This window comes from Sagittula sp. (assembly GCF_052825245.1).
The window spans coordinates 1-23,092 of the sequence record NZ_JBRBWD010000014.1 but is presented as its reverse complement, the minus strand read 5'-3'; the positions used below and the strand labels follow the sequence as shown (position 1 = coordinate 23,092).

The window sequence follows — 23,092 nt, the reverse complement described above, 5'->3', positions numbered from 1 at the left end:
CCTCTCATGCCCGGCGACGGCCTGTGCGCCTCTTTGCGTCACGCCGGGAAAAGCGGGGGCCGGAGCGGGGCGCTCCGGCCCTGCGCTCAACGCTCTTTCACGTAAGGTTCGCCCCCGGCGCGGGGGGGAATGGCCTTGCCGACAAAACCCGCGAGGATGACCACGGTCAGGATGTAGGGCAGGGCGTCCATCACCTGCACCGGCACGGTGAACGCGCCGAGGTCGATGTTCTGGTAGCGCAGCGCCACCGCCTGCAGGAGGCCGAAGAGCAGGCAGGCGCCAAGCGCGTACCACGGCCGCCACTTGGCGAAGATCAGCGCCGCCAGCGCGATGTAGCCCCGGCCTGCGGTCATCTCGCGGACAAAGCCCGCCTGCAGCCCGGTGGCGAGGTAGGCGCCCGCCATGCCGCAGAGCACGCCGGTGATGACCAGCGAGGAGTAGCGCAGCCCGATGACGGAGACGCCGGCAGTGTCCACCGCCTCGGGGGCCTCGCCCACGGCGCGCAGGCGCAGGCCGTAGCGGGTGCGGAACAGCACCCACCATGTCAGCGGCACGGCCAGGAAGGCCACGTAGACGAGGATCGAGTGGCCGGAGATCAGGTCGGCGTAGATCGGGCCGAGGACGGGCACGTCGCGCAGCGCCTCGGCGCCGGGGAGGGCGATGTTCTCGAACCGGCCGCCGGCCATGAGCGAGGGCGTGCGCCCGCCCTGGCTGAACCAGACCTGCGCGATCAGCACGGTCAGGCCGGAGGCGAGGAAGTTCAGCGCCACGCCGGAAATCAGCTGGTTGCCCCGGAAGGTGATGGAGGCCAGCCCGTGCAGGCCCGACAGGAACAGCGCCGCGAGGATGCCCGCGAACATGCCCCAGATCACCGCCGGGAACAGGTTCCTGAGCCACGTCAGGTCCATGCCCAGCAGGACCCAGGATTCAGCGGTGCTGACCATGGCCGCGATGGCGGCGGAGAAGAAGGCCGCGATCAGCATCTTGCCCTCGAGCCCGATGTCGATCACGCCGGAGCGTTCCGAGAACAGACCGGCGAGGCAGGCCAGCAGCAGCGGCGTGGCGAGGCGGACGGTGCTGTCGAGCACTTGCAGGATGGTGTCGAGATCCATGGGTCAGCTCCTGGCCGTGGCGAGCCGGATGGCGAAAAGGGTGAAGAACAGGCCGAGCGTCGCCTCGATCGTGCGGCGGGCGCGGGCGTAGAGCGCGCGCACCGGCGCGGCGGACAGCGCCAGCGCATAGGCGCCGTGCCCGGCGAGCGAGATCAGGAAGGCGCCCAGCAGGAACAGCGCGACGATGGCGGCGGGGGCGCCGTTGGTCGCGCCGACAGAGGCGATGGCGATCCAGAAGACGATGGCCTTGGGGTTGGTGACCTGCATGAGGTAGCCGGTCGCGAAGGCCCGCAGGGGCGACAGCGGCGGCATCTCGTCGGGGGCGACGCGGGGCGGGTGAATGGCCTTCCGGAACGATCCGTATGCCAGCCACAGCAGGTAGGCCGCCCCGACCATCCGCAGGATCGTCACCGCCCAGGCGGCCTGCTGCATGAGGACGCCCACGCCCGCCAGCGTCAGCGCGGCCAGCGTGGCGGCCCCGGCGGCGACTCCGACCGCCGCTATGACGGCAGAAGCCCGCCCGCGCGAGAGCGCCACGCCCAGCAGCATCGCGACGGCGGGGCCGGGCGACAGCACCGCCACCAGCAGGATGGCGTAGGAGGCGAGGAAGCCGGGCAGGTAGGCCTGCATCAGCGCGCCCCCTTGCCGAACGTCAGGAACAGCCGTTCGAGCGGCATCCGCACCATGTTGTCGAGCGCCCCTGTGAACAGGATCACCAGCGCCTGGATCACGGTGATGAGCTCGCGCGGGATGTTGGTCCAGAGCGCCAGTTCCGCCCCGCCCTGGTAGAGGAAGCCGAAGAGCAGCGCGGCCAGGAACACGCCCAGCGGATGCGACCGCCCCATGAGCGCCACGGCGATGCCGATGAAGCCCGCGCCCTCGGTGGCGTTCATCACCAGCCGCTCGGCCTCGCCCATGGTGGTGTTGAGCGCCATCATGCCCGCCAGCCCGCCGGAGATCAGCATGGCGACGACGGTGGTCCGCGCGGGCGAGATGCCGGCATAGCGCGCGGCGGATTCGGAATGGCCGAAAGCGCGGATCTCGTAGCCCAGCTTGGTGCGCCAGATCAGCAGCCAGACGACGATGCAGGCGAGGATGGCGAGGAAGAAGGTGACGTTCGCCGGAGAGCCGCGGAACAGCGGGTTGTCGGCACTGGCGAACATGTCCTGGAAGGTCGGCAGGTGCGTCGCTTCGGGAAAGCGGGCGGTGGCCGGGTCCATCGCGCCTTGCGGCCGCAGCAGGTTCACCAGCACGTAGTTCAGCACCGCGGAGGCGATGAAGTTGAACATGATCGTGGTGATGACGATGTGGCTGCCGCGCCGCGCCTGCAGGTAGCCGGGAATCCACGCCCAGGCCGCCCCGAAGAGCGCCGCGGAAAAGGTCGCCCCGATCAGCGCGATCGACCAGTGCGGCCACGGGATGTAGAGACAGGCGAGCGCCACGCCCAGCCCGCCGATCATCGCCTGCCCCTCGCCGCCGATGTTGAACAGGCGGGCATGGAAGGCCACGGCAACGCAGAGGCCGGTAAAGATGAAGTTGGTGGTGTAGTAAAGCGTGTACCCCCAGCCCGTCGACCGCATCAGCGCCCCGTCGATCATCAGCGACAGCGCCTCGGCCGGGTTTTCGCCGATGGCGAGGATCACCAGCGCCGACAGCGCCGCGGCGATCAGGATGGAGATCAGGGGAACGAGGACCGCGTCGGCCCAGGCAGGCATCTTATCCATGGTGGGCTCCGGTCGTTACGGGCCATGCCGGGGCGCCTGTGGCGGCGGCGGAGAGGGGGGTGGCCAAGGGCTGGGCGGCGGAACGGTCAGTCATGCTGCGCGGCCTCGCGGGCTTCCTTGGCCTCGAGCCTTTCGTCGATGGCCTCGATCGGCGCCTTGCCCCGGGTGTCGGTGACGCCGGCCATCAGCAGGCCCAGTTCCGTCTGGTCGGTCTCTGACGGCAGGCGTTCGCCCATGATCTGACCGTCGAACATCACCGCGATGCGGTCCGAGAGCGAGAAGATCTCGTCCAGTTCGACCGAGACCAGCAGGATCGCCTTGCCCTGGTCGCGCAGGCGCACGATTTCCTGGTGGATGAACTCGATGGCGCCGATGTCGACGCCGCGGGTGGGCTGGCCGACCAGCAGGATGTCGGGGTCGCGCTCGATCTCGCGGGCGAGGACGATCTTCTGCTGGTTGCCGCCCGAGAAGTTCTTGGCGGCGAGGTTGGGATCGGGCGGGCGCACGTCGTAGCGGTCCATCTTGGCCTGCGCCTCGGCCTTGATCGCGGCGTTGTTCATCAGCAGCCCGGACTGGAGCTCCGGCGCGCGGTGATAGCCGAAGACGGTGTTTTCCCACGCCGTGAAGGGCAGGATCAGCCCTTCGTGGTGGCGGTCTTCGGGGACGTGGGCGATGCCCCGGGCGCGGCGGCTCTGCCCGTCGGAATACTTGCCGGTCAGGTCGATCTCGTCACCGTTGACGCGGATCGTGCCGGTGGCGCCGATCATGCCGCCCAGCACCGCCAGAAGCTCCGACTGGCCGTTGCCGGATACGCCCGCGATGCCCAGGATCTCGCCCGCGCGCACATGCAGGGACACGCCTTTCAGGCGCTCGACGCCGTGGCTGTCGGTGTGGCGCAGGTCCTCCACTTCGAGGATGGGCGCGCCGGGGGTCGCGGGCTTCTTGTCGACGCGCAGCAGCACCTTGCGGCCGACCATCAGCTCGGCGAGTTCCTCCGGAGAGGTCTCCGCCGTCTTGACGGTGGCGGTCATCTCGCCGCGCCGCATGACGCTGACGGTGTCGGTGATCTCCATGATCTCGCGCAGTTTGTGCGTGATGAGGATGATCGTCTTGCCCTCGCGCTTCAGCCCTTCGAGGATGCGGAACAGGTGGTCCGCCTCGGCAGGTGTCAGCACGCCGGTGGGCTCGTCGAGGATCAGGATGTCGGCCTCGCGGTAAAGCGCCTTGAGGATCTCGACGCGCTGCTGGTGGCCGACCGAGAGGTTCTCGATCAGGGCGTCGGGATCGACCTGAAGCTCGTATTCCTCGGCGAGGTGCTTGAGCGACCCGCGCGCCTTGGCGAGCGAGGGTTTCAGGAGCGCGCCGTCCTCGGCGCCCAGGATGACGTTTTCGAGGACGGAGAAGTTCTGCACCAGCTTGAAGTGCTGGAAGACCATGCCGATGCCCGCCGCGATGGCGGCCTGGCTGTCGGTGATGTCCTTCTTCTGGCCGTTGACCCAGATTTCGCCCGCGTCGGCCTTGTAGAAGCCGTAGAGGATCGACATGAGCGTGGACTTGCCCGCGCCGTTCTCGCCGATGATGCCGTGGATCGTGCCGGGCATCACGCGGATCGAGATGTCCTTGTTGGCCTGCACGGGGCCGAAGGCCTTGGATATGCCTTTGAGTTCGATGGCGGGCGCTGTCATGGGGAGCCTTCGGAACGTAGAACGGCCCACCCCGGGGCGGGGTGAGCCGGTTGCGGGGCCGTCAGGCGGCCCCGGGCGTCATCAGAAGTTCAGCGCCGGGCAGGAGTCGTCGGAGGAGTAATCGTGCACCTCGGTCTCGCCCGCGATGATCGCGGCCTTGGCCTCTTCGACGGCGGTGGTCATTTCCTCGGAGACGAGCTCTGCGTTGTTCTCGTCCATGGCGACGCCCACGCCGTCCTCGGCCAGGCCCAGCGTCTTGACGCCGGTTTCCAGGTCGCCGCCCGCGGTCATCGCGTCATAGACGGCGACGTCCACGCGCTTGAGCATCGAGGTCAGCATGTTGCCCGGGTGCAGGTAGTTCTGGTTGCTGTCGACGCCGATGGCCATCTTGCCCTCGTCGGCGGCGGTCTGCAGCACGCCGAGGCCGGTGCCGCCGGCCGCGGCAAAGATCACGTCCGCGCCCTGCGAAATCTGCGCCTTCGCCAGCTCGGAGCCCTTCACCGGGTCGTTCCAGGCCGCCGGGGTGGTGCCGGTCATGTTGGAGATCACGGTCGCGTCCGGGTTCACCGCCTTAACACCCTGCGCGTAGCCGCAGGCGAACTTGCGGATCAGCGGGATGTCCATGCCGCCGACGAAGCCGACGGTGCCGGATTCGGAGGCCATCGCCGCCATCATGCCGACGAGGTAGGAGCCCTGGTGCTCGGAGAACAGGATGGACAGGACGTTCGGGTGCTCGGCCGGATCGACGAAGCCGTCGATGGTCACGAACTTGGTGTCCGGGTAGTCCGCGGCCACGGCGGCGATCGGCGAGGACATGGAGAAGCCGGTGGTCACGACCGGGTTGAAGCCGGCCTCCGCGAAGCGGCGCAGGGCCTGCTCGCGCTGTGCTTCGGACTGAAGTTCGATGTCGCGGTAGGAGCCGCCGGTTTCCTTGGCCCAACGCTCGGCGCCGTTGAAGGCGGCCTCGTTGAACGACTTGTCGAACTTGCCGCCGAGGTCGTAGATCAGGGCCGGATCGGCAAGGGCGGCGCCTGCGGACAATGCGAGCGCGGCAACAGTGCCGAGGGTCTTCTGCATGAAGGTCATAGAAATGCTCCCGGTTGGTTGGGGCGCTGTGGCCCCTTCTTGTGATTTATCAATGAAGACGCAGGGGCGGGTAGGGGTCAAGGCGGTTTTTGCCTGCGCAGCAGGATGCCGTCAGGGCAAAACGCGCGACATGATCACGGCGTCATCCGTGCTGCCGTCCGCCAGATGGTAATACCCCTTGCGCAGCCCTGAAACGGTATAGCCCTTCGCCTCGTAGAAGGCGCGGGCGGGGACGTTGCGGGCGGCCACCTCGAGGAAGGCGCTTTCGGCCCCGCGCGCCACGGCCAGCGCGTGGAAGAGCGCGAGCGCCCGGCTGGCTTCGCCCTTGCGCTGCACGTCCGGGTCGGCGGCCAGCGCGAGGATCTCCGCCTCTCCGGCGACCACGAGGCCGAAGACGAAGGCGTGCGAGGTTGCCGCGACCAGCGCGTGCGGGCTGTCGAGGCTGTCGGCGAAGTCATGCGCCGCCCAGGGGCGCGAATGCGTGTAGGCACGGGCGCAGAGCGCGGCCATGTCTTCGGGCGTCATCGTCTGTTCGGACATGAGGTCAAGCGTCATCGAGGATCACCGGGGCTGCTTCGGAAGACGGCGCTGCGTCGGCCGCCCGCACGTAAAGCGGGGCCGGACGGGTGTCTGTCGGTTTGCCTGCGGCGACGCGGGCGATGGTGGCCGCATTGGCCGCCGCGTCGTCCGCGGCGGTTGCGGCGCCGCCGGGGATCTCGGCCGATTGCGTGATCGTGCCGTCCGCGTGCTGAAGGTAGAACAGCCCGCCGGTGGCCGGAACGGCCGCGATTGCGGCGTCGCTGGTGGCGCGGATGACTTCAAAGGTGGTGACGCCCACGGCGGGGATCTTCAGCCCCAGCGCCAGCCCGCGGGCGGTGGCCACGGCGATGCGGATGCCGGTGAAGTTGCCCGGCCCGGTGCCCACGCCGATGCGCGTGACGTCTTTCCAGCCGCGGCCTGCCTCCGCCAGGAGGTCCTCCAGCAGGGGCAGGAGACGCTCTGCCTGCCCGCGTTTCATCGGCTCGGCCCGCGCGGCAAGCACGGTTTCGCCGTCGAGAAGCGCCGCGGCGCAGAAGGGACCGGAGGTGTCGAAGGACAGGATCATGTCCCTGTATGACTCCGTGCACATGGAGTCTGCAACCGGGCGTGAACGGTGGACCGCTCCACGGTGCCTGAACGTCGCGCAAACGGCGCTTTTTCGGTCAGTCGGGGAAAGGCGGTTGCGCCGCGGCGGAAACGGAAAGGGCGCCGCAACAGCAGCGCCCGGTGTGCGATCCGTGGGTCATGCGGTCCGAAGGGTCAGACGGCGACCGGGCGGACCTCCGTCACTTCGGGGATGTAGTGGCGCAGCAGGTTCTCGATCCCCATCTTCAGCGTCAGCGTGGAGGAGGGGCAGCCTGCGCAGGCGCCCTGCATGTGCAGGTAGACGACGCCGCGATCAAAGCCGTGGAACGTGATGTCGCCGCCGTCCTGGGCCACCGCCGGACGCACGCGGCTGTCCAGCAGTTCCTTGATCTGGCCGACGATCTCACCGTCTTCGCCGTCGTGTTCCGCGTGGCCGCCGGCCTGCGCCGCGCCATCGGACATCACCGGCTGACCGGACTGGAAGTGTTCCATGATCGCGCCGAGAATCGCGGGCTTCATGTGGTCCCAGTCGACGGTGTCGGCCTTCGTCACGGTGACGAAGTCGTTGCCGAAGAAGATTCCGGTGACACCGTCCACGGCGAACAGCCGCTTTGCCAGCGGGGACGCCCCGGCAGCGTCTGCAGAGGGGAAATCGGCGGTGCCCATCTCCAGCACGGTCTGGCCGGGCAGGAATTTCAGCGTGGCCGGGTTGGGCGTGGATTCGGTCTGAATGAACATCTGGAGCGTACCTTTTCTGGCCTCTTCCCTATATGCGCGCCGAGCGCGGCGGCGTCAAGGATTGGAACGATTCTAAACAGGCTGTCAGTCGATGCAGAAGCGGAACGCGGCGTCCAGCATCCGGCGGTCGAGTGGTGTGGGTTTCTTGGCCGCGACGTAGTTGCCACCGATCACGCGACCGTATCCCGCGCCGATCGCAAAGGTCCCGGCGGCCGCCATCGCCTGCGCCTGCGGCGGCGAGATCCGGATCGTCAGGTAGGCGTCTTCGCCGTCGACCCGAACGGAGACCGCATCCTCCGGCAGCTTCTGCTCGGTGTTGTCGGTCCAGAAGATCGGCGAGCCGCGCTCCTCGGGGCTCAGCGCGTGGACAGAGGCGTGCAGCAGCGCATAGGGCTGCCCGGCCCGGCAGTAGAACGACATCTGGTCGACGCCGTCGTAGGGCTGCGGCGGGTCGATCCGCTTGGACGCGGCGATCAGCCCGTCCTTGTAGGGTTCGAGGAAGAAGGCATCGTAGCCGACGCGCGTGACAAGGTCGTATTCCTCTGCCTGCGGCTGGGTGACGTAGTACATGCCGGTGCTGTCCTGGGCCGAGGCGAGGGTGAAGATCCGGGCGTCGACGCCCATTTCCACCATGTAGGCCACGAGGTCGCCCGAGAATTTCTGCGCCACCTCGCCGCCGATCTGCTGGCCGGGGGCAAAGAACTGGTGCAGGCCCAGCTTGTCCCTTTCGGACAGGAAGCGCCGTACGCCGCCCATGAAGACATAGGCGCAGGCGCTTTCGCAGCGGCCGGGCGAGGGACCTTCGCTGCCGAGGAAGATCGGTTTTCCGTCGGTGTGGCGCGGTATGCCGTCGGAGCCGCCGAGGGCCGTGTCATACCCCTGTTCGCGGATGTAGCGGCCCAGCCGCAGCGCCTCGCCCAGCGTCCCGCCCGGACTGTTGAGGTAGATCACGCCGCCATCGACGCCCTCGGTCTCGATCAGGCTGCGCAGCCTGTCGGTCAGCCCGGGCTCGATCTGCCCTTCGATCAGGACGAAGCAGCTTTCGTACGCGTTCCCGAGACAGGCGTTCTGGATCAGCGTCTCGGCCAGTGCGGGGCGGGCAGTCAGGAGGGCGAAGAAGACAAGAAAGGCACGCATGAAAAATCTCTCGGAAAGGCGGCATCAGAAAACGGGTGTCCGGCCAGAATGTCGCCTGCGCCCCGACTTGTGAAGCCCGCAGGTGGCGGGGCGGGCGGCCTTTCCGGAGGAGGATGGGGTGTCGTGGAGTGCGTGGAGGCGGAACGATCAGGTGATCGCTTCCAGCCGCTCCTTCGAGAGGTCGCCGGGCACCACGGTCACCGGCACTGGCAGCGATCCGGCGCTGCGGGTCATCTGCGTCACCAACGGGCCGGGGCCCTTCTTGTCGGCGGCGGCGCCCAGCACCAGCACGCCGATCTCCGGGTCTTCGCGGACCTGGGCGAGGATTTCCGTCACGGCGTCGCCCTCGCGGATCACCAGCTCCGGGTCGACGCCCTGCTTGTCGCGCATCCACTTGGCGAAGACCTCGAAATGCGCGTGGATACGTTCGCGGGCCTCCTCGCGCATGATGTCACCGACGCCGATCCAGTGGTTGAACTCTTCCGGGGCGATGATCGACAGGATCGCGACGCCGCCGCCTGACTTCGCGGCGCGCATGGCGGCGAAGCGCATGGCGTTCAGGCATTCTCTGGAATCGTCGAGCACGACGAGGAACTTGCGCATTGGGTCTCTCTCCTGTCGCGCGACCTTGGCAGAGGGGCAGGCGGCTGTCCACTCTGCAGTGACGTGGGCGTCAGAGCGGCGGCGTCCTGAGGAGTAGGCCGGGGGCGGCGGTGTCGATGAGGGTATGGCCCTGCGCCGACAGGCAGAAGACCGCAACCTGCGGATCGTGGTCGAGAAAGGCGAGGTGGCGGCCGGCGGGCAGCGCGGCGGCGATGTCGTCCAGCAGGGCGTGCAGGATGTCGTCCGGTGCCGTGTCGCGGGAGATGTCGCGGACCGTGTCGCCCAGGCGGTAGGACAGGCGGTCGGTCGTCATTGCGACGTGCAGCCTGTCGTCGACGCCCGTGGCGCGTGCGAGGTCCCGGAGCGCGGCGGCGAGGGCCTCAGGCGTGTCGAGGGCGTCGCGTTGAAGCAGGCAGGCGCGCGGACAGAAGGGTGTGTGCGGCGGGCGGTCGATGCGGATGGCGAAGGTCAGGAGGAGGAGCCGCCAAGGATCGTGGCGGTAGGTCTCCTCCGGCCCGAAGTCGGTCAGGTCGGCACGGGTCACGCCGGGCGAGAGCGTGAGCCCGGCCTCCGCCAGCAGGTCGAGCTGTTCGTCGAGGGAGGGCGCCTCGCGCTGGGGGGCAGGGCGCGCGGCAGGCCGGTTGGCGCGGATCACCGCACGGATCGCCAGCGCGAAGAGCGCCAGCACAATCCCGATGACCAGCAGTTTCAGCCACATGGCGCGGGCCGCCTCAGGCGCTGAGCGCCCAGTCCCAGTAGAGGTCGCGCACCCGGCTGGTCACCGGACCGGCCTGGTAGGAGGTGTCCTCGAACGCGGTGACGGGGGTGATCTTGTTCATGTTGCCGGAGAGGAAGACCTCGTCCGCGGCCTCGAAATCGGCGAAGGTCAGCACCGCCTCGACCACCTCCATCCCGTCCGCCTTCATGTTGGCGATGTGGCGGGCTCGGGTGATCCCGGCGAGGAAGGTCCCGTTGGGGATCGGCGTGAACACGACCCCGTCGCGGACCATGAAGACGTTGGCGGTGGCGCTTTCGGCGACGTTGCCCATGGCGTCGGTCACCAGCGCGTTACCAAAGCCGCGGCTGCGGACCTCGGTCAGCATCCGGGCATTGTTCGGATAGAGGCAGCCGGCCTTGGCATTGACCACCGCGTCCTCCAGCACCGGGCGGCGGAAGCGGGTGCGCCCCAGCGTGGTGGAGGCGGTGGCGGGCGCCATGGGGATTTCCTCGAGGCAGATGGCAAAGCCGGTCTCTTCGGGCTGCGGGACGATGGCGGTGACGTCGCCGTTGATGCCCCAGTACATCGGCCGGATGTAGACCGCGGCGTCGGGGGCATAGGCAGAGAGGCCCTCGCGCACGATCTCGACCATGTCGTCGGGCGCGACGGTGGGGTTGACCATCAGCGCCCGGGCGGAGGCGTTGATCCGGGCGCAATGGCGGTCGAGGTCGGGCGTGACGCCCTGCGTGTAGCGTGCACCGTCGAAGACCGAGCTGCCGAGCCAGGCGCCATGGTCCGCGGCGCGCATGATCATGGTGTCGCCCTCGTGCCATGTGCCGTTGAAATAGGTGCGGATGTTCTTGCCGGTCGCCATCGGGATCTCCTTTTGGCGCGGAGCCTAGGCCCGGCGGACGGCAAGGTCCAGAGGGCGGGGCGGCGCAGAGCCCCGCCCTGCGCGGCGGCTGCGCGGGCGACGTTGTGCACGGGTCGGCCCGGGGAGGGGATGCGCTGTGTCGGGCTTAAGGATGTTGGGGGTGGAGAGAGGGACGCGGAGCGGTGCTGTGCGCGTGCGGCATGTTGTGCGCCGACCGCTGCGCGTGACGCGGTGGAGTGGGGCCCCGACCGTCGGGCCTGTGGCGCGGGCGGGGTGGCGGCGCAAAGCCCCGCCCTACGGCGGCAGCGCGCGGGCGGGGAGGTGTCGCGCCGTCCGGTCGCGGCGGTTTCAGCCTGCGCGGTCTTCGGTCGCTTCCAGCAGCAGATTGGGCAGGTCGAGCGGTGCGTTGGTCATCAGGAGCGTGCCGTTGCCGCTGCGGGGCCAGTCCTCGGGGGCGCGGTCGCGGTAGATCTCGATCCCGTTGCCGTCGGGGTCGGAGAAATAGATCGCCTCGGAGACACCGTGGTCGGCGGCGCCCTCGATCTCCACCCCGTGGTCCAGGGCGCGGGCCAGAGCGTCCGCCAGGGCCGGGCGGTCGGGGAAGACGAAGGCGGTGTGATAGAGGCCGGGCGCGCGCGGATCGGCCCGGGGGCCGTCCTTCGAGTGCCAGGTGTTCAGGCCGATGTGGTGGTGGTAACCGCCGGCGGAGAGGAACGCAGCCTGCCGCCCGTAGGTCTGCATGACCTCCAGCCCCATCACGTCGCGGTAGAACGCGACGGAGCGGTCGAGGTCGGTGACCTTCAGGTGGACGTGGCCGATGCGGGTTTCGGGATGTGCGGGCATGGGACGCCTCCTTTGAATGACAGAGATATGGGCGGGCCGGGCCAGCCGTCTATCGCCGCCAGCGCGTGTTCCGCGTGCGCGGCTGCACAGGCGGTGCCAAGGCGGACGTACGGGCCCTGCGGTCCGGGCGGCGGGCACGCGGCGGGGCACTTGGGACGCACGGCGGCGCGCATCGGAAACCCGGCGACGCAAAAACGTGACCGAAGGTCGGCATTGATCCACGCCGCCCGGACTGCGCATGGTCTACAAGAGCCGGAAACGAGAGGAGGCGCGCGTGGCCGACAGGATCCGATTCACACTCGACGGCGAGGAAGTCGAAGCCGAAAAGGGCATGACCATCTGGGAGGTGGCAAACGGGCGCGGTCTGAAGATCCCGCACCTGTGCCACAAGCCTGCGCCGGGTTACCGCCCGGACGGCAACTGCCGCGCCTGCATGGTGGAGATCGAGGGCGAGCGCGTGCTGGCGGCCTCCTGCATCCGCGAACCCGAGGACGGCATGGTGATCAAGAGCGCCTCGGCCCGGGCGAAGACCGCGCGCAGGATGGTGATGGAGCTGCTCGTGGCCGACCAGCCCGAGCAGGCGGCGGCGCATGACAAGTCCTCCCACCTTTGGGACATGGCGGCCGAGCAGGGCGTTGCCGAAAGCCGCTTTCCGACGCTGGAGGCGGAGCGCATCCCGCTGCTCGACGACAGCCACGTGGCGATGTCGGTCAACCTCGACGCCTGCATCCAGTGCGGCCTGTGCGTGCGCGCCTGCCGCGAGGTGCAGGTCAACGACGTGATCGGCATGGCCGGGCGCGGGCACGATGCCTACCCGGTGTTCGACCTTGGCGACGACATGGGCGCCTCCACCTGCGTGGCCTGCGGCGAATGCGTGCAGGCCTGCCCCACCGGCGCGCTGATGCCGTCGTCGGTGGTGAACGACGCGCAGGAAGGCGACCGGGCCGATTTCGACAAGGAAACCAAGTCGGTCTGCCCGTTCTGCGGCGTCGGCTGCCAGGTCTCGATCAAGGTGAAGGACGGCAAGATCAAGTACGTCGAGGGCATCGACGGCCCCGCGAACGAGGGGCGGCTGTGTGTCAAGGGCCGCTTCGGGATGGACTACATCCACCACCCGCACCGGCTGACGAAGCCCCTGATCCGGCGGGAAGACGCGCCCGAGAAGGGCCTGAACGTCGATCCGTCGAACCCCTGGACCCATTTCCGCGAGGCGACCTGGGAAGAGGCGCTGGACAAGGCCGCCCACGGGCTGGCCGACCTGCGGTCCTACTACGGCGGGCAGTCGGTTGCGGGCTTCGGCTCGGCCAAGTGCACCAACGAGGAGGCCTACCTCTTCCAGAAGTTCATCCGGCAGGGCTTCGGTCACAACAACGTCGACCACTGCACGCGGCTGTGCCACGCCTCCTCGGTGGCGGCGCTGATGGAGAACGTGGGCTCGGGCGCGGTGACCGCGACCTTCAACGAGATCGAGAACGCCGACGTGGCGATCGTCATCGGCTCCAACCCGACAGAGAACCACCCCGTCGCCGCGACCTACTTCAAGCAGTTCACCAAGCGCGGCGGCGAGCTGATCATCATGGACCCGCGCGGCACCGCGATGAAGCGCTTTGCCAAGCACATGGTGCAGTTCCGCCCCGGCACCGACGTGGCGCTGCTGAACGCGCTCATGAACGTGATCGTCGAGGAAAAGCTCTATGATCGCCAGTACATAGAAGGCTTCACCGAGGGCTTCTTCGAGTTCCGCGACCACATCCGCGCCTTCACGCCGGAGCGCATGTCGGAGCTTTGCGGGATCGCGCCGGAGGTGATCCGCGACGTGGCCCGGACCTTCGCCACGGCGCAGCGGGCGATGATCTTCTGGGGGATGGGCATCTCGCAGCATATCCACGGCACCGATAACTCGCGCTGCCTGATCTCGCTGGCGCTGCTCTGCGGTCACGTGGGCCGTCCGGGGACCGGGCTGCATCCGCTGCGCGGGCAGAACAACGTGCAGGGGGCGTCGGACGCGGGGCTCATCCCGCAGGTCATGCCGGACTACCAGTCGGTCGCCGATCCGGAGGTCCGGGCGCTGTTCAAGCACATCTGGCAGGGCACGGAAATCCAGGCCACGCCGGGACTTACGGTCGTCGAGATCATGGACCGCGTCTACCGCGGCGAGATCCGCGGCATGTACGTGCTGGGCGAGAACCCGGCGATGTCGGACCCGGACGTGGAACATGCGCGCAAGGCGCTGGCCAAGCTCGACCACCTCGTCGTGCAGGACATCTTCCTGACGGAGACGGCGAACTTTGCCGACGTGATCCTGCCCGCCGCCGCGATGCCCGAGAAGGACGGCACCGTGACCAACACCAACCGGCAGGTGCAGATGATGCGCAAGGCGGTGGAGGCCCCGGGCGAGGCGCGCGAGGACTGGAAGGTGATCGTCGACCTGGCGCGGCGCATCGGGCTGAAGTGGGACTACGACGATCCGCGCGAGGTCTTCAACGAGATGAAGATGTCGATGCGGTCGTTGCACCACATCACCTGGAAGCGGCTGGAGACCGAGAATTCAGTGACTTACCCCTGCAACGGCCCGGACGATCCGGGCCAGGCGGTGGTCTTCGGCGACGGCTTCCCGCGCCGGGCGGGCCGGGCGAAGTTCACGCCGGCACGCGTCACGCCCCCGGCGGAGGTCCCGGACGAGACCTTCCCGATGGTGCTGACCACGGGCCGGCAGCTGGAGCACTGGCACACCGGGTCGATGACCCGCCGCGCCACGGTGCTGGACGCGGTGGAGCCGGAGGCCAACTGCTCGCTGCACCCCTCCACCCTGCGGGAACTGGGCGTGGAGCCGGGCGGGCTGGTGCGGCTGATCACCCGGCGCGGCTCGCTCGAGGTGATGGCCCGTGCCGACAGGTCGGTGGCGCGGGACATGGTGTTCCTGCCCTTCGCCTACGTGGAGGCCGCGGCCAACATCCTCACCAACCCCGCGCTCGACCCCTTCGGCAAGATCCCGGAGTTCAAGTACTCTGCCGTGCGGGTGGAAAAGGTCACCGACGGGGCGCTTGCCGCGGAGTGAGTGCGGTCCCGGGCGCCTTGCGCAACGGGTCCGCGGCGCCGGTCCCCGGTTAACGGGGCGGGCGCCGGGTAAACGCAGCGTGCGCCACCGGATGTGCCCGGCGGCGCCGCGTGCACCCCAACGGGTTACCGGAACGTTTATCGCCTGTGGCGCGCGTTAAGGGGCGAACCGGCCGGTTTGCCCCCGATTCCCGGCCGGTTGGAAACCTTCGTTAACGCCGGCAGGCGCCGAAGCGTTGCGCGGAAATCTTTTTCGTTAATGCCTGTGCCGGGACGGGGCCGGGCCCGGGCAGGGAGGGTGCCGCCGCGGCTGGCTGCGCCGGTTTCTCATCGTCTCGCCGAAAGGCTGTGAGGATCGGCCGGGACGTGGCAGGATGGGCGCAGGAGGATGTGCCATGGATCCTGTGTCCCTCGGCTATTACGCGGCGGTCTGCGGGCTTCTGAGCCTCGCCGGGCCGCGACTGGGCCGGGCGCCCGCCCGGCTGATCGTCGGTGCGCTGGTCGGTGTCGTGGCGGTGGCGTTCCTGCCGTCATTCCGGGCGGCGCTGGGCCTGCCCTGAGAATTCTGCCGCGGCGCGGCACTTCCTGCGACGGAGCGGGCGGGCACCTGCGTGAAACCCTGAAACGGAAGAAATTTCAGGGACATTCAGACATGGTTCGCAAGGTTGTTTTCTGGGGGCACCTGACGGCGGGGCTCGTTTCCGGGGTCTTCGTCCTGATGATGAGCGTGACCGGGGTCCTGCTGACCTACGAAAGCCAGATCATGCACTGGGCCACGGCCCGCGCCATCGAGGCTCCGGCGGGTGCCGTGGCCTTGTCGCCCGAAGAGATCGTCGCCGCGACGGGTGCCGTGCCGGGCCAGTCGCTGGTCCTCCCGCGGGAGCCCGGCGGGCTGGTGGAACTGCGGCAGGGGCGGTCCTCCGTCGCGCTCGATCCCTACAGCGGTACGGAACTGGACGGCGCGGGGGACGGCGTCGCGGCCTTCTTCCACGGTGTGACGGCGCTGCACCGCTGGCTGTCGTTCAGCGGCCCGACGGAGGTTGGCGGCTGGCTGGTCGATGCGGCCAACCTGCTGTTCCTCGGGCTGGTGGTGTCGGGGCTGTACCTGTGGCTGCCGAGGACGTGGACGTGGAGGCGCGTGAAGATGAACCTGGTCTTCCGGCGCGGCCTGCCGAACGCGCAGGCGCGAGATTACAACTGGCACCATGTGCTGGGCTTCTGGGCGCTGGTGCCGCTGTTCGTGATCGTGCTGACCGGCGTCGTCATGAGCTACGGCTGGGCCAACGCCGCGCTTTTCGCCGCGCTGGGCGAGGAGGTGCCGCAGGGCCGGGGCCGCGGGGCGGTGTCGCAGGAATTCGCGGCGCGGAAGCTGTCGGGCGCGCCATTGGGCTATGCCGCCCTGCTGGACGCCGCAGGGGTGGTGCGGCCGGACTGGACGACGGCGGCGATCGTTCTGCCGGAGACGGGTGCTGGCGCGGTGCAGGTGACGCTGGACGGGGGCAACGGCGTGGCGCCGGCGCAGCGGTCGGAGCTGGTGCTGGACCGTGCCACGGGCGAGATCCTGTCCGAAGATGCCGTGACGGGCAGCGCGGGTACGCGCGCGCGGATGTGGGCGCGGTTCGCGCACACCGGGCAGTATTACGGCATCATCGGTCAGACGGTGGCGGGGCTCGCCTCGCTCGCCGCGATGGTGCTGGTCTGGACCGGCATGGCGCTGGGCCTGCGCCGGCTCCTGCGGATGCGGCGGCTGCGCCGCGCGGCGGTGTGAGGAGAAGATCTTTCGGACGAAAGATCTTTGGAGGCGAAGGCTTTTCTTCCGAAAAGCCTTCGCGGGTCCCGGGGCGGGCGGCGGTCAGGACCAGGTGACGTCGCCGAGGAAGATGTAGCCCGCACCGTAGATCGTCTTGATCAGGCGCGGGTTCTTCGGGTCCTCGCCGAGCTTGGTCCGCAGCCGCGAGATGCGCACATCCATCGCCCGGTCGAAGCTGTCGCCCGCCGTGCCGCCCAGCGCCTCCTGCATGTGGGCGCGGGTGATCAGCCGCTTGGGGCTTTCGAGGAAGAGCCTGAGCACCTCGCCCTCGGCCTGGCTGAAGGGCGTCTCCACCCCGTCCTTTTCCAGCGCGTAGTGGTCGAAGTGTGCCGTCCAGTCGCCGAAGCGGGCGGAGGTCTGCGCGGGCCGGGGCGGGGTGCGCAGGCGGGCGCGGACGCGGGCCACGACCTCGGCGGGATCGAAGGGCTTGGTCACGTAGTCGTCGGCGCCGAGTTCCAGCCCGGTCACCCGGTCCTGGACCTGCGCGCGGCCCGAGATGATGATGACCTTGGCCCCCTGTTCCAGCGCCAGCCGATGCACCAGCGTCAGCCCGTCGCGGTCCGGCAGGGACAGGTCGACGAGGCAGACGGCGGGGGTGACGGAGCGCAGCGCCGCCTCGAACTCCGTCGCGCGGGAAAAGGCGCGGGTGCGGTAGCCCGCGTCCTGCAGCGCCTCCGTCAGGATGTCGCGGATGGCGGGTTCGTCGTCGAGGATCGTCACGAGGGGGGCGTCGGTCATGGCGTCCTTTCGCCGTCCCGGAGGGCGTTGGCAAGGGTTTCGGGGGTGAAGGGCTTGGCGATGACCGGCGCGCGGGCGCGGGCGGCGCGGTGGCGCGGGTCGCCGGGCGGCAGCGAGGTCATCAGGCGCAGCGGGATCTGCGGCAGGTGGTCGGCCAGCGTGTGGCCGGGTTCGCTGCCCTCGAGCGTGATGTCCGACAGGATCAGCGCGACCTCCAGCGTTTCGGCCAGCGCCAGTGCCTCGGGGACGGAGCTGGCCTCGGCCACGGCGTAGCCCAGGCCGGTCAGCATGTCGCGGATGGGGGCGCGCAGGTCGGGGCTGTCCTCGACCAGCAGCACGAGGCCGGAGGCGGGCAGGCTGAGCGCGTGGCGCAGCGGCAGGCGCAAGGTGACGCGGGCGCCGGTGGCCCCGTTCGAGAGCCGCAGCGCGCCGCCCGCCAGCTTGGTCATGTCGTAGACCATGGCGAGGCCAAGGCCGGAGCCTTCGCCGCCCTTGGTGGTGAAGAAGGGTGCGGTGCCGTGGGCCAGCGCGTCGGGCGAAAAGCCGGGGCCGGTGTCGGTCACGGCGATCTCGAGCCATGTGCCCTGCAGTTCGTGGGCGGCGATGGTGATCTGCGCCTCGGCCCGTCCGGCGCAGGCGTCCCTCGCGTTCAGCACGAGGTTCAGGAGCGCGTCCTGCAGGAGGCCGGGATCGGCCATGAGGGGGGCCGTGGTGTTGTCCTCCATCGTCAGGGTCAGGCCTTCGGGCAGGGTCGGCGCCGCGAGGTTGGCGAGGTCGTCGAGGAAGGGCGCGAGGCGCATCGGCTTCGGCTGCCAGGTGCGCGGGCTGGTGATGTCGGCGATGCGTTCCAGCAGGGTGCCGCCGCGCCGTGCCGCCTGCAGCGTGGCGGTGACGCAGGCGGGGGCTTCGCCCGGCAGGTCGAGGCGGGCCAGTTTCGCCTGCTGGCCGAGGATGATCGTCAGGAGGTTGGAGAAGTCGTGCGCGAGCCCGGAGGTGAGCTGTGCCGCGATCTCGCGCCGGCGGGTCTGCTGGAGCGCGGCGCGGGCCTGCGTTTCCTCGGTCACGTCCTGCGAGAGGATGTAGACGCCCGGTTCCAGCGGGTCGGGGGTGAAGGCGGCGCGGATCCGGCGGGAGGACGCCTCGTCACTGAACTCGAAGGTCGAGGCGCGCCCGGCGAAGGCGGCGTCGAGATGCGGCTGCACGCGGGCGTAGGCCTCCGGCCCCAGCGTGTCGGAGATGTGCAGCCCGACGATCGACGCGGGCCGTCCGGGCATCACGTCGGCCAGCCGGTTGTTGGAGAAGGTGTAGCGCCCGGTGGCGTCGACGCGGGCGATGTGGGCGGGCATCATCTCGGTCGTGGTGCGGGTGCGGGCCTCGGTCTCCATCAGCTGGCGGCGGGTTTCCTCGAGCGCGGTGATGGTGGCGGCAAGCTGGCGGTTGGTGCGGGCCAGTTCCTCGGACCGCTGCAGCACCTCCTCGGAGAGCGATTCCGAGCGGCTGCGGAGCAGTTCCTCCTGCTGCCTTATCGCGGTGATGTCGGTGTAGACGGTGACCCAGCCGCCCTGCGGCAGCGGCGCGCCCTCGACCGCGATGGTGCAGCCGTTGGCACGCTGGCGTTCCATGTAATGCGGTTCGAACGTGCGGGCGAGCGAGACGCGGGCGTCGATGAAGGTGTCGAGGTCGTCGATGGGACCGTATTCGCCGGTGGTGGCGAGGTGGCGGATGACCGCCTCGAAGGTGGTGCCGGGGGCGCAGAGCGTGTCGGGCAGGTCGAACATCGCCTGCATGGGGCGGTTGACCAGCACGAGGCGCAGGTCGCGGTCGAAGATCGACAGGGCCTGCTGGATCAGGTTCAGCCCGGCGAGGGTGAAGGCGGCGGTGTCGGCGCGTGTGGTCATGGCGGGAGCCTAGTCGCGGGCGGGCGCCGGGTCGATAGGGGTCGGGGGCGCGGGGGCCGGTGCCTGGTGTGTGCCTGATGCGGGCCGGTGTGCCGGTCCGGGGCGGGCGTACCTCTTTCTTCGAAACTCGGCCCGCCCACCCCTGCCATCCCTTCCGGTCGCCTTCCCGGCCTCGGCGAATGTGGCCCTGAAAGGATTTGTTACATTCTGGAAAACCTCAGGAAAAAGTTGACCGCGAGCCTGAGAGCCGCCCTAATTGGCCGCAGAATCGTGATGAACGCGATCGGGGTCCCGAAAGGGGCAAGACAAGGGAGGGGTGCCGGAACGGGCGCCCGGGGAGGACACACTTGGCTGCACTCGTCGAGGGCATCGAAGGCCTGCGCTCTGTGCCTGCGCTTCTGCGCAGGAACGCCAGAGAGTTTGCCGGCGCACCGGCTTACCGTGAAAAGGAATACGGGATCTGGCAGAGCTGGACCTGGGCGGAAGCCGAGGCCGAGATCGAGGCCTTTGCGCTGGGGCTGCTGAACCTCGGGGTGGCGCCGGGCGATTACGTGGCGGTCATCGGGCGCAACCGGCCGACGCTCTACTGGGCGATGGTGGCGGCGCAGATGTGCGGCGCGGTGCCGGTGCCGCTGTACCAGGACGCGGTCGCGGAAGAGATGGAATACGTGCTTTCGCACTGCGGCGCGCGCTTTGTCGTCGTCGCCGACCAGGAGCAGGTGGACAAGGTGATCGAGGTGCAGGAGAGCCTGCACCAGTTCGAGCACATGATCTACGTCGACCCGCGCGGCCTGCGGAAATACGACCACACGCGGCTGCACGACTATGCCCATGTGCAGGAGCAGGGCCGCGCGGCGCGCGACGAGCTGATCGGCGAGCTGGACCGGCGGCGCGGTGCGCTGGGCTACGACGACACCTGCGTGATGCTCTATACCTCCGGGACGACGGGCAAGCCGAAGGGCGTGGTGCTGTCGAACCGCAACATCATCGAGGCGGCGAAGTCCTCGGCGGAGTTCGACCACCTCAAGCGCGACGACGAGGTGCTGGCCTACCTGCCCATGGCCTGGGTCGGCGATTTCATCTTTTCCATCGGGCAGGCCTACTGGAAGGGCTTCTGCGTGAACTGCCCGGAAAGCGCGGAGACGCTGCAGACCGACCTGAAGGAGATCGGGCCGACCTACTATTTCGCCCCGCCGCGGGTGTTCGAGACGCTGCTGACCCGGATCATGATCCGGATGGAGGACGCGAGCCCGCTGAAGAAGCGGATGTTCGACCACTACATGGCCCATGCCCGAAAGGTCGGGCCGCGCATCCTCGACGGGAAGTCGGTGGGACTGCTGGACCGGCTGCGCTACCGGGTGGGCGAGTTCCTGGTCTACGGGCCGCTGAAGGATTCCATGGGCTTCTCGAAGGTGCGGGTGGGCTATACCGCGGGCGAGGCCATCGGGCCGGAGATCTTCGATTTCTACCGCTCGCTCGGGATCAACCTGAAGCAGCTTTACGGGCAGACGGAGGCCTCGGTCTTTATCACCGTGCAGCCGGACGGCGAGGTGCGGTCGGACACCGTGGGCGTGCCCGCGCCGGGGGTGGAGATCCGCATCGCCGAGAACGGCGAGGTCTTCTACCGCTCGCCGGGGACCTTCGTGGAGTACTACAAGAACCCCGAAAGCACCGCATCGACCAAGGACCCGGAGGGCTGGGTGGCGACGGGGGATGCCGGATTCTTCGAGGAAGGCACCGGCCACCTGCGGATCATCGACCGGGCGAAGGACGTGGGGCAGATGGCGTCGGGCGCGCTCTTCGCGCCGAAGTACGTCGAGAACAAGCTGAAGTTCTATCCCAACATCCTGGAGGCCGTGGTCTTCGGGGCGGGCCGCGACCGCTGCTGCGCCTTCATCAACATCGACCTCTCGGCGGTGGGCAACTGGGCGGAGCGCAACAACATCGCCTATGCGTCCTACCAGGAACTGGCGCAGCACCCGCAGGTCATCGAGACGGTGCGCGCCCATGTCGAGGAGGTGAACGCCTCCGTCGCGGAGGACGAGATGCTGTCGGCCTGCCAGATCCACCGCTTCCTGATCCTGCACAAGGAGCTGGACGCCGACGACGGCGAGATGACGCGGACCCGTAAGGTGAAGCGCAAGATCATCTCGGAGAAATACGACGACCTGGTGACCGCCTTGTACGACGGATCGGACAGCATCTACACCGAGACCGAGGTGACCTACGAGGACGGCCGCAAGGGCAGCATCAAGGCGACGCTGAAGATCGTCGACGCGAAGGTGGTGCCGGTCACCCCCAAGGCGATGGCGGCGGAATGACGGGTTCGCTGGAGTTCCTTCCCGGTGCCGTGACCTCGCTGGTGGCGCTCGGTCTGGCGGGGCCGTCGCAGGCGGCGCTGGCCGACGACTGGCAGGCGGCTGCGCAAGGCTGCCTGTCGGCGGTGCACGACGCGGAGGGGTTTGCCGAGGGCGGCGACACGCGCGGTGCGGTCCTGATCACACGCGGCACGCGCGCCCTGGGCGGGAGGCTTGCGGCGCGGTCCTGCGAGGTGACGGTGAGGCGCCATGCCACGACGGGCGAGGTGGCGGAGATCACCGGGCGCTTCGCCGACCTGCTGCCGGTGCTGCAGGAGGCCGGCTACGTCATCGCGCCGCAGCGGCGGATCCGCCCGGAGCCGGGCGTGCTGATGACCGAGCTTTCGCTTGACGGAAACGCCCGGGGCTGCGGGATGCGGGTCAGCTTCATGGCGGCCGCCGGGACCGGGACGGTACTGTTCGCGGTGGATGAAACGGGCGACGCGCCCTGTGGAAACGGGGGCAACTGATGCTCGATCAGACCGAAGGCTACACCACCGCGGACGGGCGGCAGATCGGCGGGACGCTGATGGAGATGAAGAACATCACGCTGAAGTTCGGCGGGGTGACGGCGATCTCGGACATTTCCTTCGACATCCGCGAGGGCGAGATCCGGGCGATCATCGGGCCGAACGGCGCGGGCAAGTCGTCGATGCTGAACATCATCAGCGGGTTCTACACGCCGACCATCGGCGAGGTCTGGTACAAGGGCGCGAAGCGGCCCCCCATGAAGCCCTACGAGGTGGCGCGGATGGGCGTGGCGCGGACCTTCCAGAACATCGCGCTCTTCGAGGGGATGAGCGTGCTCGACAACGTGATGACCGGGCGGCTGACGCACATGAAGGCCGGGATCGCCGCGCAGGCGCTGTGGTGGGGCAAGGCCCGCGACGAGGAGATGGCCAACCGCGAGGTGGTGGAGAAGGTCATCGACTTCCTCGAGATCCAGGCGATCCGCAAGACGCCGGTGGGGCGGCTGCCCTACGGCCTGAAGAAGCGGGTGGAGCTGGCGCGCGCGCTGGCCGCGGAGCCCTCGATCCTGCTGCTCGACGAGCCGATGGCGGGCATGAACGTCGAGGAGAAGGAGGACATGAGCCGCTTCATCCTCGACGTGAACGACGAGTTCGGCACGACCATCGCGCTGATCGAGCACGACATGGGCGTGGTCATGGACCTGAGCGACCGGGTGGTGGTGATGGATTACGGCAAGAAGATCGGCGACGGCAGCCCGGACGAGGTGCGCGGCAACCAGGACGTCATCGACGCCTACCTGGGCGTGGCGCACTGATGCGGGCGGCGGCAACAATGGGTCCGCGCGCGGTGCGCGCGGACGGGGGGGGGGGGGGGGGGGGGCCCCGGGGCGGGGGGGGGCCTTACCCCCCGCGTACGTGGTCACCAGAGAAACCCGCTGGGGGCCGGGGGGAGGGTAAAGGTGGACGCAGATTTAATAAAACCGGGGGGGGGCCAGATAGACGCCCCCGACATACGGGTGGCGGTGATGGATTACGGCAAGAAGATCGGCGACGGCAGCCCGGACGAGGTGCGCGGCAACCAGGACGTCATCGACGCCTACCTGGGCGTGGCGCACTG

At 68.9% G+C, this 23,092-nt stretch carries 21 protein-coding genes and 1 pseudogene; 7 read left to right on the top strand and 15 right to left on the bottom strand.

Features of this window, described 5'->3' with window-relative positions; all coding sequences use genetic code 11:
- Positions 1-86 precede the first annotated feature (86 nt).
- The 13 genes from ACU0DV_RS03770 to ACU0DV_RS03710 form a co-directional block, all read right to left on the bottom strand.
- Positions 87-1,112 carry an ABC transporter permease gene (locus tag ACU0DV_RS03770; protein WP_100927787.1) on the bottom strand — a complete coding sequence of 342 codons (1,026 nt, stop codon included), beginning with the start codon at positions 1,110-1,112 and terminating at the stop codon, positions 87-89.
- Positions 1,113-1,115: 3 nt separating this feature from the next.
- Complete coding sequence (locus ACU0DV_RS03765; RefSeq protein ID WP_446242410.1) at positions 1,116-1,742, bottom strand: LysE family translocator; 627 nt, start codon at positions 1,740-1,742, stop codon at positions 1,116-1,118.
- A complete protein-coding gene (locus ACU0DV_RS03760) occupies positions 1,742-2,836 on the bottom strand; it encodes an ABC transporter permease (RefSeq protein WP_100927785.1) in 1,095 nt (364 codons plus the stop codon). Before ACU0DV_RS03760 ends, ACU0DV_RS03765 begins: the two co-directional genes overlap by 1 nt.
- Positions 2,837-2,922: 86 nt before the next feature.
- Positions 2,923-4,521, bottom strand: a complete 1,599-nt coding sequence (locus ACU0DV_RS03755) for an ABC transporter ATP-binding protein (RefSeq protein WP_446242409.1) — start codon at positions 4,519-4,521, stop codon at positions 2,923-2,925.
- A gap of 81 nt (positions 4,522-4,602) precedes the next feature.
- Positions 4,603-5,607: a BMP family lipoprotein gene (locus ACU0DV_RS03750; RefSeq protein WP_100927783.1), complete on the bottom strand. Its 1,005-nt coding sequence runs from the start codon at positions 5,605-5,607 to the stop codon at positions 4,603-4,605.
- Positions 5,608-5,718: 111 nt separating this feature from the next.
- Positions 5,719-6,162 carry a GNAT family N-acetyltransferase gene (locus tag ACU0DV_RS03745; RefSeq protein ID WP_283982393.1) on the bottom strand — a complete coding sequence of 148 codons (444 nt, stop codon included), beginning with the start codon at positions 6,160-6,162 and terminating at the stop codon, positions 5,719-5,721.
- Positions 6,152-6,712: a tRNA (adenosine(37)-N6)-threonylcarbamoyltransferase complex dimerization subunit type 1 TsaB gene (tsaB, locus tag ACU0DV_RS03740; RefSeq protein ID WP_446269997.1), complete on the bottom strand. Its 561-nt coding sequence runs from the start codon at positions 6,710-6,712 to the stop codon at positions 6,152-6,154. Before tsaB ends, ACU0DV_RS03745 begins: the two co-directional genes overlap by 11 nt.
- 194 nt (positions 6,713-6,906) lie before the next feature.
- Positions 6,907-7,470, bottom strand: a complete 564-nt coding sequence (locus tag ACU0DV_RS03735; protein ID WP_446242407.1) for a NifU family protein — start codon at positions 7,468-7,470, stop codon at positions 6,907-6,909.
- A gap of 84 nt (positions 7,471-7,554) precedes the next feature.
- The gene (locus ACU0DV_RS03730) at positions 7,555-8,607 is read right to left on the bottom strand and encodes a hypothetical protein (protein ID WP_446242406.1); all 1,053 of its coding nucleotides are present in this window, start codon (positions 8,605-8,607) and stop codon (positions 7,555-7,557) included.
- Positions 8,608-8,754: 147 nt separating this feature from the next.
- Entirely contained in the window at positions 8,755-9,210 is a 456-nt protein-coding gene (locus tag ACU0DV_RS03725; RefSeq protein WP_100927778.1) for a universal stress protein, read from the bottom strand.
- A 70-nt stretch (positions 9,211-9,280) separates the two neighbouring features.
- Entirely contained in the window at positions 9,281-9,928 is a 648-nt protein-coding gene (locus ACU0DV_RS03720) for a hypothetical protein (RefSeq protein ID WP_446242405.1), read from the bottom strand.
- Between the two features lie 13 nt (positions 9,929-9,941).
- Positions 9,942-10,802, bottom strand: coding sequence for a branched-chain amino acid aminotransferase (locus ACU0DV_RS03715; RefSeq protein WP_446242404.1), 861 nt, complete (start codon positions 10,800-10,802; stop codon positions 9,942-9,944).
- Positions 10,803-11,150: 348 nt separating this feature from the next.
- Positions 11,151-11,645, bottom strand: coding sequence for a VOC family protein (locus tag ACU0DV_RS03710; protein ID WP_100927775.1), 495 nt, complete (start codon positions 11,643-11,645; stop codon positions 11,151-11,153).
- A 274-nt stretch (positions 11,646-11,919) separates the two neighbouring features.
- Between ACU0DV_RS03710 and fdhF the strand changes: the two genes are divergently transcribed.
- The 3 genes from fdhF (at position 11,920) to ACU0DV_RS03695 (ending at position 16,470) form a co-directional block, all read left to right on the top strand.
- Positions 11,920-14,703, top strand: coding sequence for a formate dehydrogenase subunit alpha (fdhF, locus tag ACU0DV_RS03705; RefSeq protein ID WP_446242403.1), 2,784 nt, complete (start codon positions 11,920-11,922; stop codon positions 14,701-14,703).
- A gap of 394 nt (positions 14,704-15,097) precedes the next feature.
- Positions 15,098-15,262 carry a hypothetical protein gene (locus tag ACU0DV_RS03700; protein ID WP_283982399.1) on the top strand — a complete coding sequence of 55 codons (165 nt, stop codon included), beginning with the start codon at positions 15,098-15,100 and terminating at the stop codon, positions 15,260-15,262.
- Positions 15,263-15,354: 92 nt separating this feature from the next.
- Positions 15,355-16,470, top strand: coding sequence for a PepSY-associated TM helix domain-containing protein (locus ACU0DV_RS03695; protein ID WP_446242402.1), 1,116 nt, complete (start codon positions 15,355-15,357; stop codon positions 16,468-16,470).
- 84 nt (positions 16,471-16,554) lie between these two features.
- Here ACU0DV_RS03695 and ACU0DV_RS03690 read toward each other — a convergent pair whose 3' ends face one another.
- Positions 16,555-17,250: a response regulator transcription factor gene (locus ACU0DV_RS03690; protein ID WP_100927772.1), complete on the bottom strand. Its 696-nt coding sequence runs from the start codon at positions 17,248-17,250 to the stop codon at positions 16,555-16,557.
- A complete protein-coding gene (locus ACU0DV_RS03685) occupies positions 17,247-19,148 on the bottom strand; it encodes a hybrid sensor histidine kinase/response regulator (protein WP_446242401.1) in 1,902 nt (633 codons plus the stop codon). Before ACU0DV_RS03685 ends, ACU0DV_RS03690 begins: the two co-directional genes overlap by 4 nt.
- Before the next feature lie 347 nt (positions 19,149-19,495).
- Between ACU0DV_RS03685 and ACU0DV_RS03680 the strand changes: the two genes are divergently transcribed.
- The 4 genes and pseudogenes from ACU0DV_RS03680 to ACU0DV_RS03665 all read left to right on the top strand — a co-directional run.
- Positions 19,496-21,469 (top strand): AMP-binding protein, encoded by a 1,974-nt coding sequence (locus tag ACU0DV_RS03680; RefSeq protein ID WP_446242400.1) that lies wholly within the window; start codon positions 19,496-19,498, stop codon positions 21,467-21,469.
- Positions 21,466-21,975: a hypothetical protein gene (locus tag ACU0DV_RS03675; RefSeq protein WP_446242399.1), complete on the top strand. Its 510-nt coding sequence runs from the start codon at positions 21,466-21,468 to the stop codon at positions 21,973-21,975. The genes ACU0DV_RS03680 and ACU0DV_RS03675 overlap by 4 nt, the downstream gene beginning before the upstream one ends.
- On the top strand, positions 21,975-22,790 hold the full coding sequence (locus tag ACU0DV_RS03670) for an ABC transporter ATP-binding protein (protein WP_100927769.1): 816 nt from the start codon (positions 21,975-21,977) through the stop codon (positions 22,788-22,790). Before ACU0DV_RS03675 ends, ACU0DV_RS03670 begins: the two co-directional genes overlap by 1 nt.
- Positions 22,791-22,988: 198 nt before the next feature.
- Positions 22,989-23,092, top strand: a pseudogene (locus tag ACU0DV_RS03665) (ABC transporter ATP-binding protein C-terminal domain-containing protein); the annotation flags it as partial.

Coding starts and splice junctions, on each gene's coding strand:
- ACU0DV_RS03770 (WP_100927787.1), bottom strand. CDS start 1,112: ATGGATCTCGACACCATCCTGCAAGTGCTCGACAGCACCGTCCGCCTC.
- ACU0DV_RS03765 (WP_446242410.1), bottom strand. CDS start 1,742: ATGCAGGCCTACCTGCCCGGCTTCCTCGCCTCCTACGCCATCCTGCTG.
- ACU0DV_RS03760 (WP_100927785.1), bottom strand. CDS start 2,836: ATGGATAAGATGCCTGCCTGGGCCGACGCGGTCCTCGTTCCCCTGATC.
- ACU0DV_RS03755 (WP_446242409.1), bottom strand. CDS start 4,521: ATGACAGCGCCCGCCATCGAACTCAAAGGCATATCCAAGGCCTTCGGC.
- ACU0DV_RS03750 (WP_100927783.1), bottom strand. CDS start 5,607: ATGACCTTCATGCAGAAGACCCTCGGCACTGTTGCCGCGCTCGCATTG.
- ACU0DV_RS03745 (WP_283982393.1), bottom strand. CDS start 6,162: ATGACGCTTGACCTCATGTCCGAACAGACGATGACGCCCGAAGACATG.
- tsaB (WP_446269997.1), bottom strand. CDS start 6,712: ATGATCCTGTCCTTCGACACCTCCGGTCCCTTCTGCGCCGCGGCGCTT.
- ACU0DV_RS03735 (WP_446242407.1), bottom strand. CDS start 7,470: ATGTTCATTCAGACCGAATCCACGCCCAACCCGGCCACGCTGAAATTC.
- ACU0DV_RS03730 (WP_446242406.1), bottom strand. CDS start 8,607: ATGCGTGCCTTTCTTGTCTTCTTCGCCCTCCTGACTGCCCGCCCCGCA.
- ACU0DV_RS03725 (WP_100927778.1), bottom strand. CDS start 9,210: ATGCGCAAGTTCCTCGTCGTGCTCGACGATTCCAGAGAATGCCTGAAC.
- ACU0DV_RS03720 (WP_446242405.1), bottom strand. CDS start 9,928: ATGTGGCTGAAACTGCTGGTCATCGGGATTGTGCTGGCGCTCTTCGCG.
- ACU0DV_RS03715 (WP_446242404.1), bottom strand. CDS start 10,802: ATGGCGACCGGCAAGAACATCCGCACCTATTTCAACGGCACATGGCAC.
- ACU0DV_RS03710 (WP_100927775.1), bottom strand. CDS start 11,645: ATGCCCGCACATCCCGAAACCCGCATCGGCCACGTCCACCTGAAGGTC.
- ACU0DV_RS03700 (WP_283982399.1), top strand. CDS start 15,098: ATGGATCCTGTGTCCCTCGGCTATTACGCGGCGGTCTGCGGGCTTCTG.
- ACU0DV_RS03695 (WP_446242402.1), top strand. CDS start 15,355: ATGGTTCGCAAGGTTGTTTTCTGGGGGCACCTGACGGCGGGGCTCGTT.
- ACU0DV_RS03690 (WP_100927772.1), bottom strand. CDS start 17,250: ATGACCGACGCCCCCCTCGTGACGATCCTCGACGACGAACCCGCCATC.
- ACU0DV_RS03685 (WP_446242401.1), bottom strand. CDS start 19,148: ATGACCACACGCGCCGACACCGCCGCCTTCACCCTCGCCGGGCTGAAC.
- ACU0DV_RS03675 (WP_446242399.1), top strand. CDS start 21,466: ATGACGGGTTCGCTGGAGTTCCTTCCCGGTGCCGTGACCTCGCTGGTG.
- ACU0DV_RS03670 (WP_100927769.1), top strand. CDS start 21,975: ATGCTCGATCAGACCGAAGGCTACACCACCGCGGACGGGCGGCAGATC.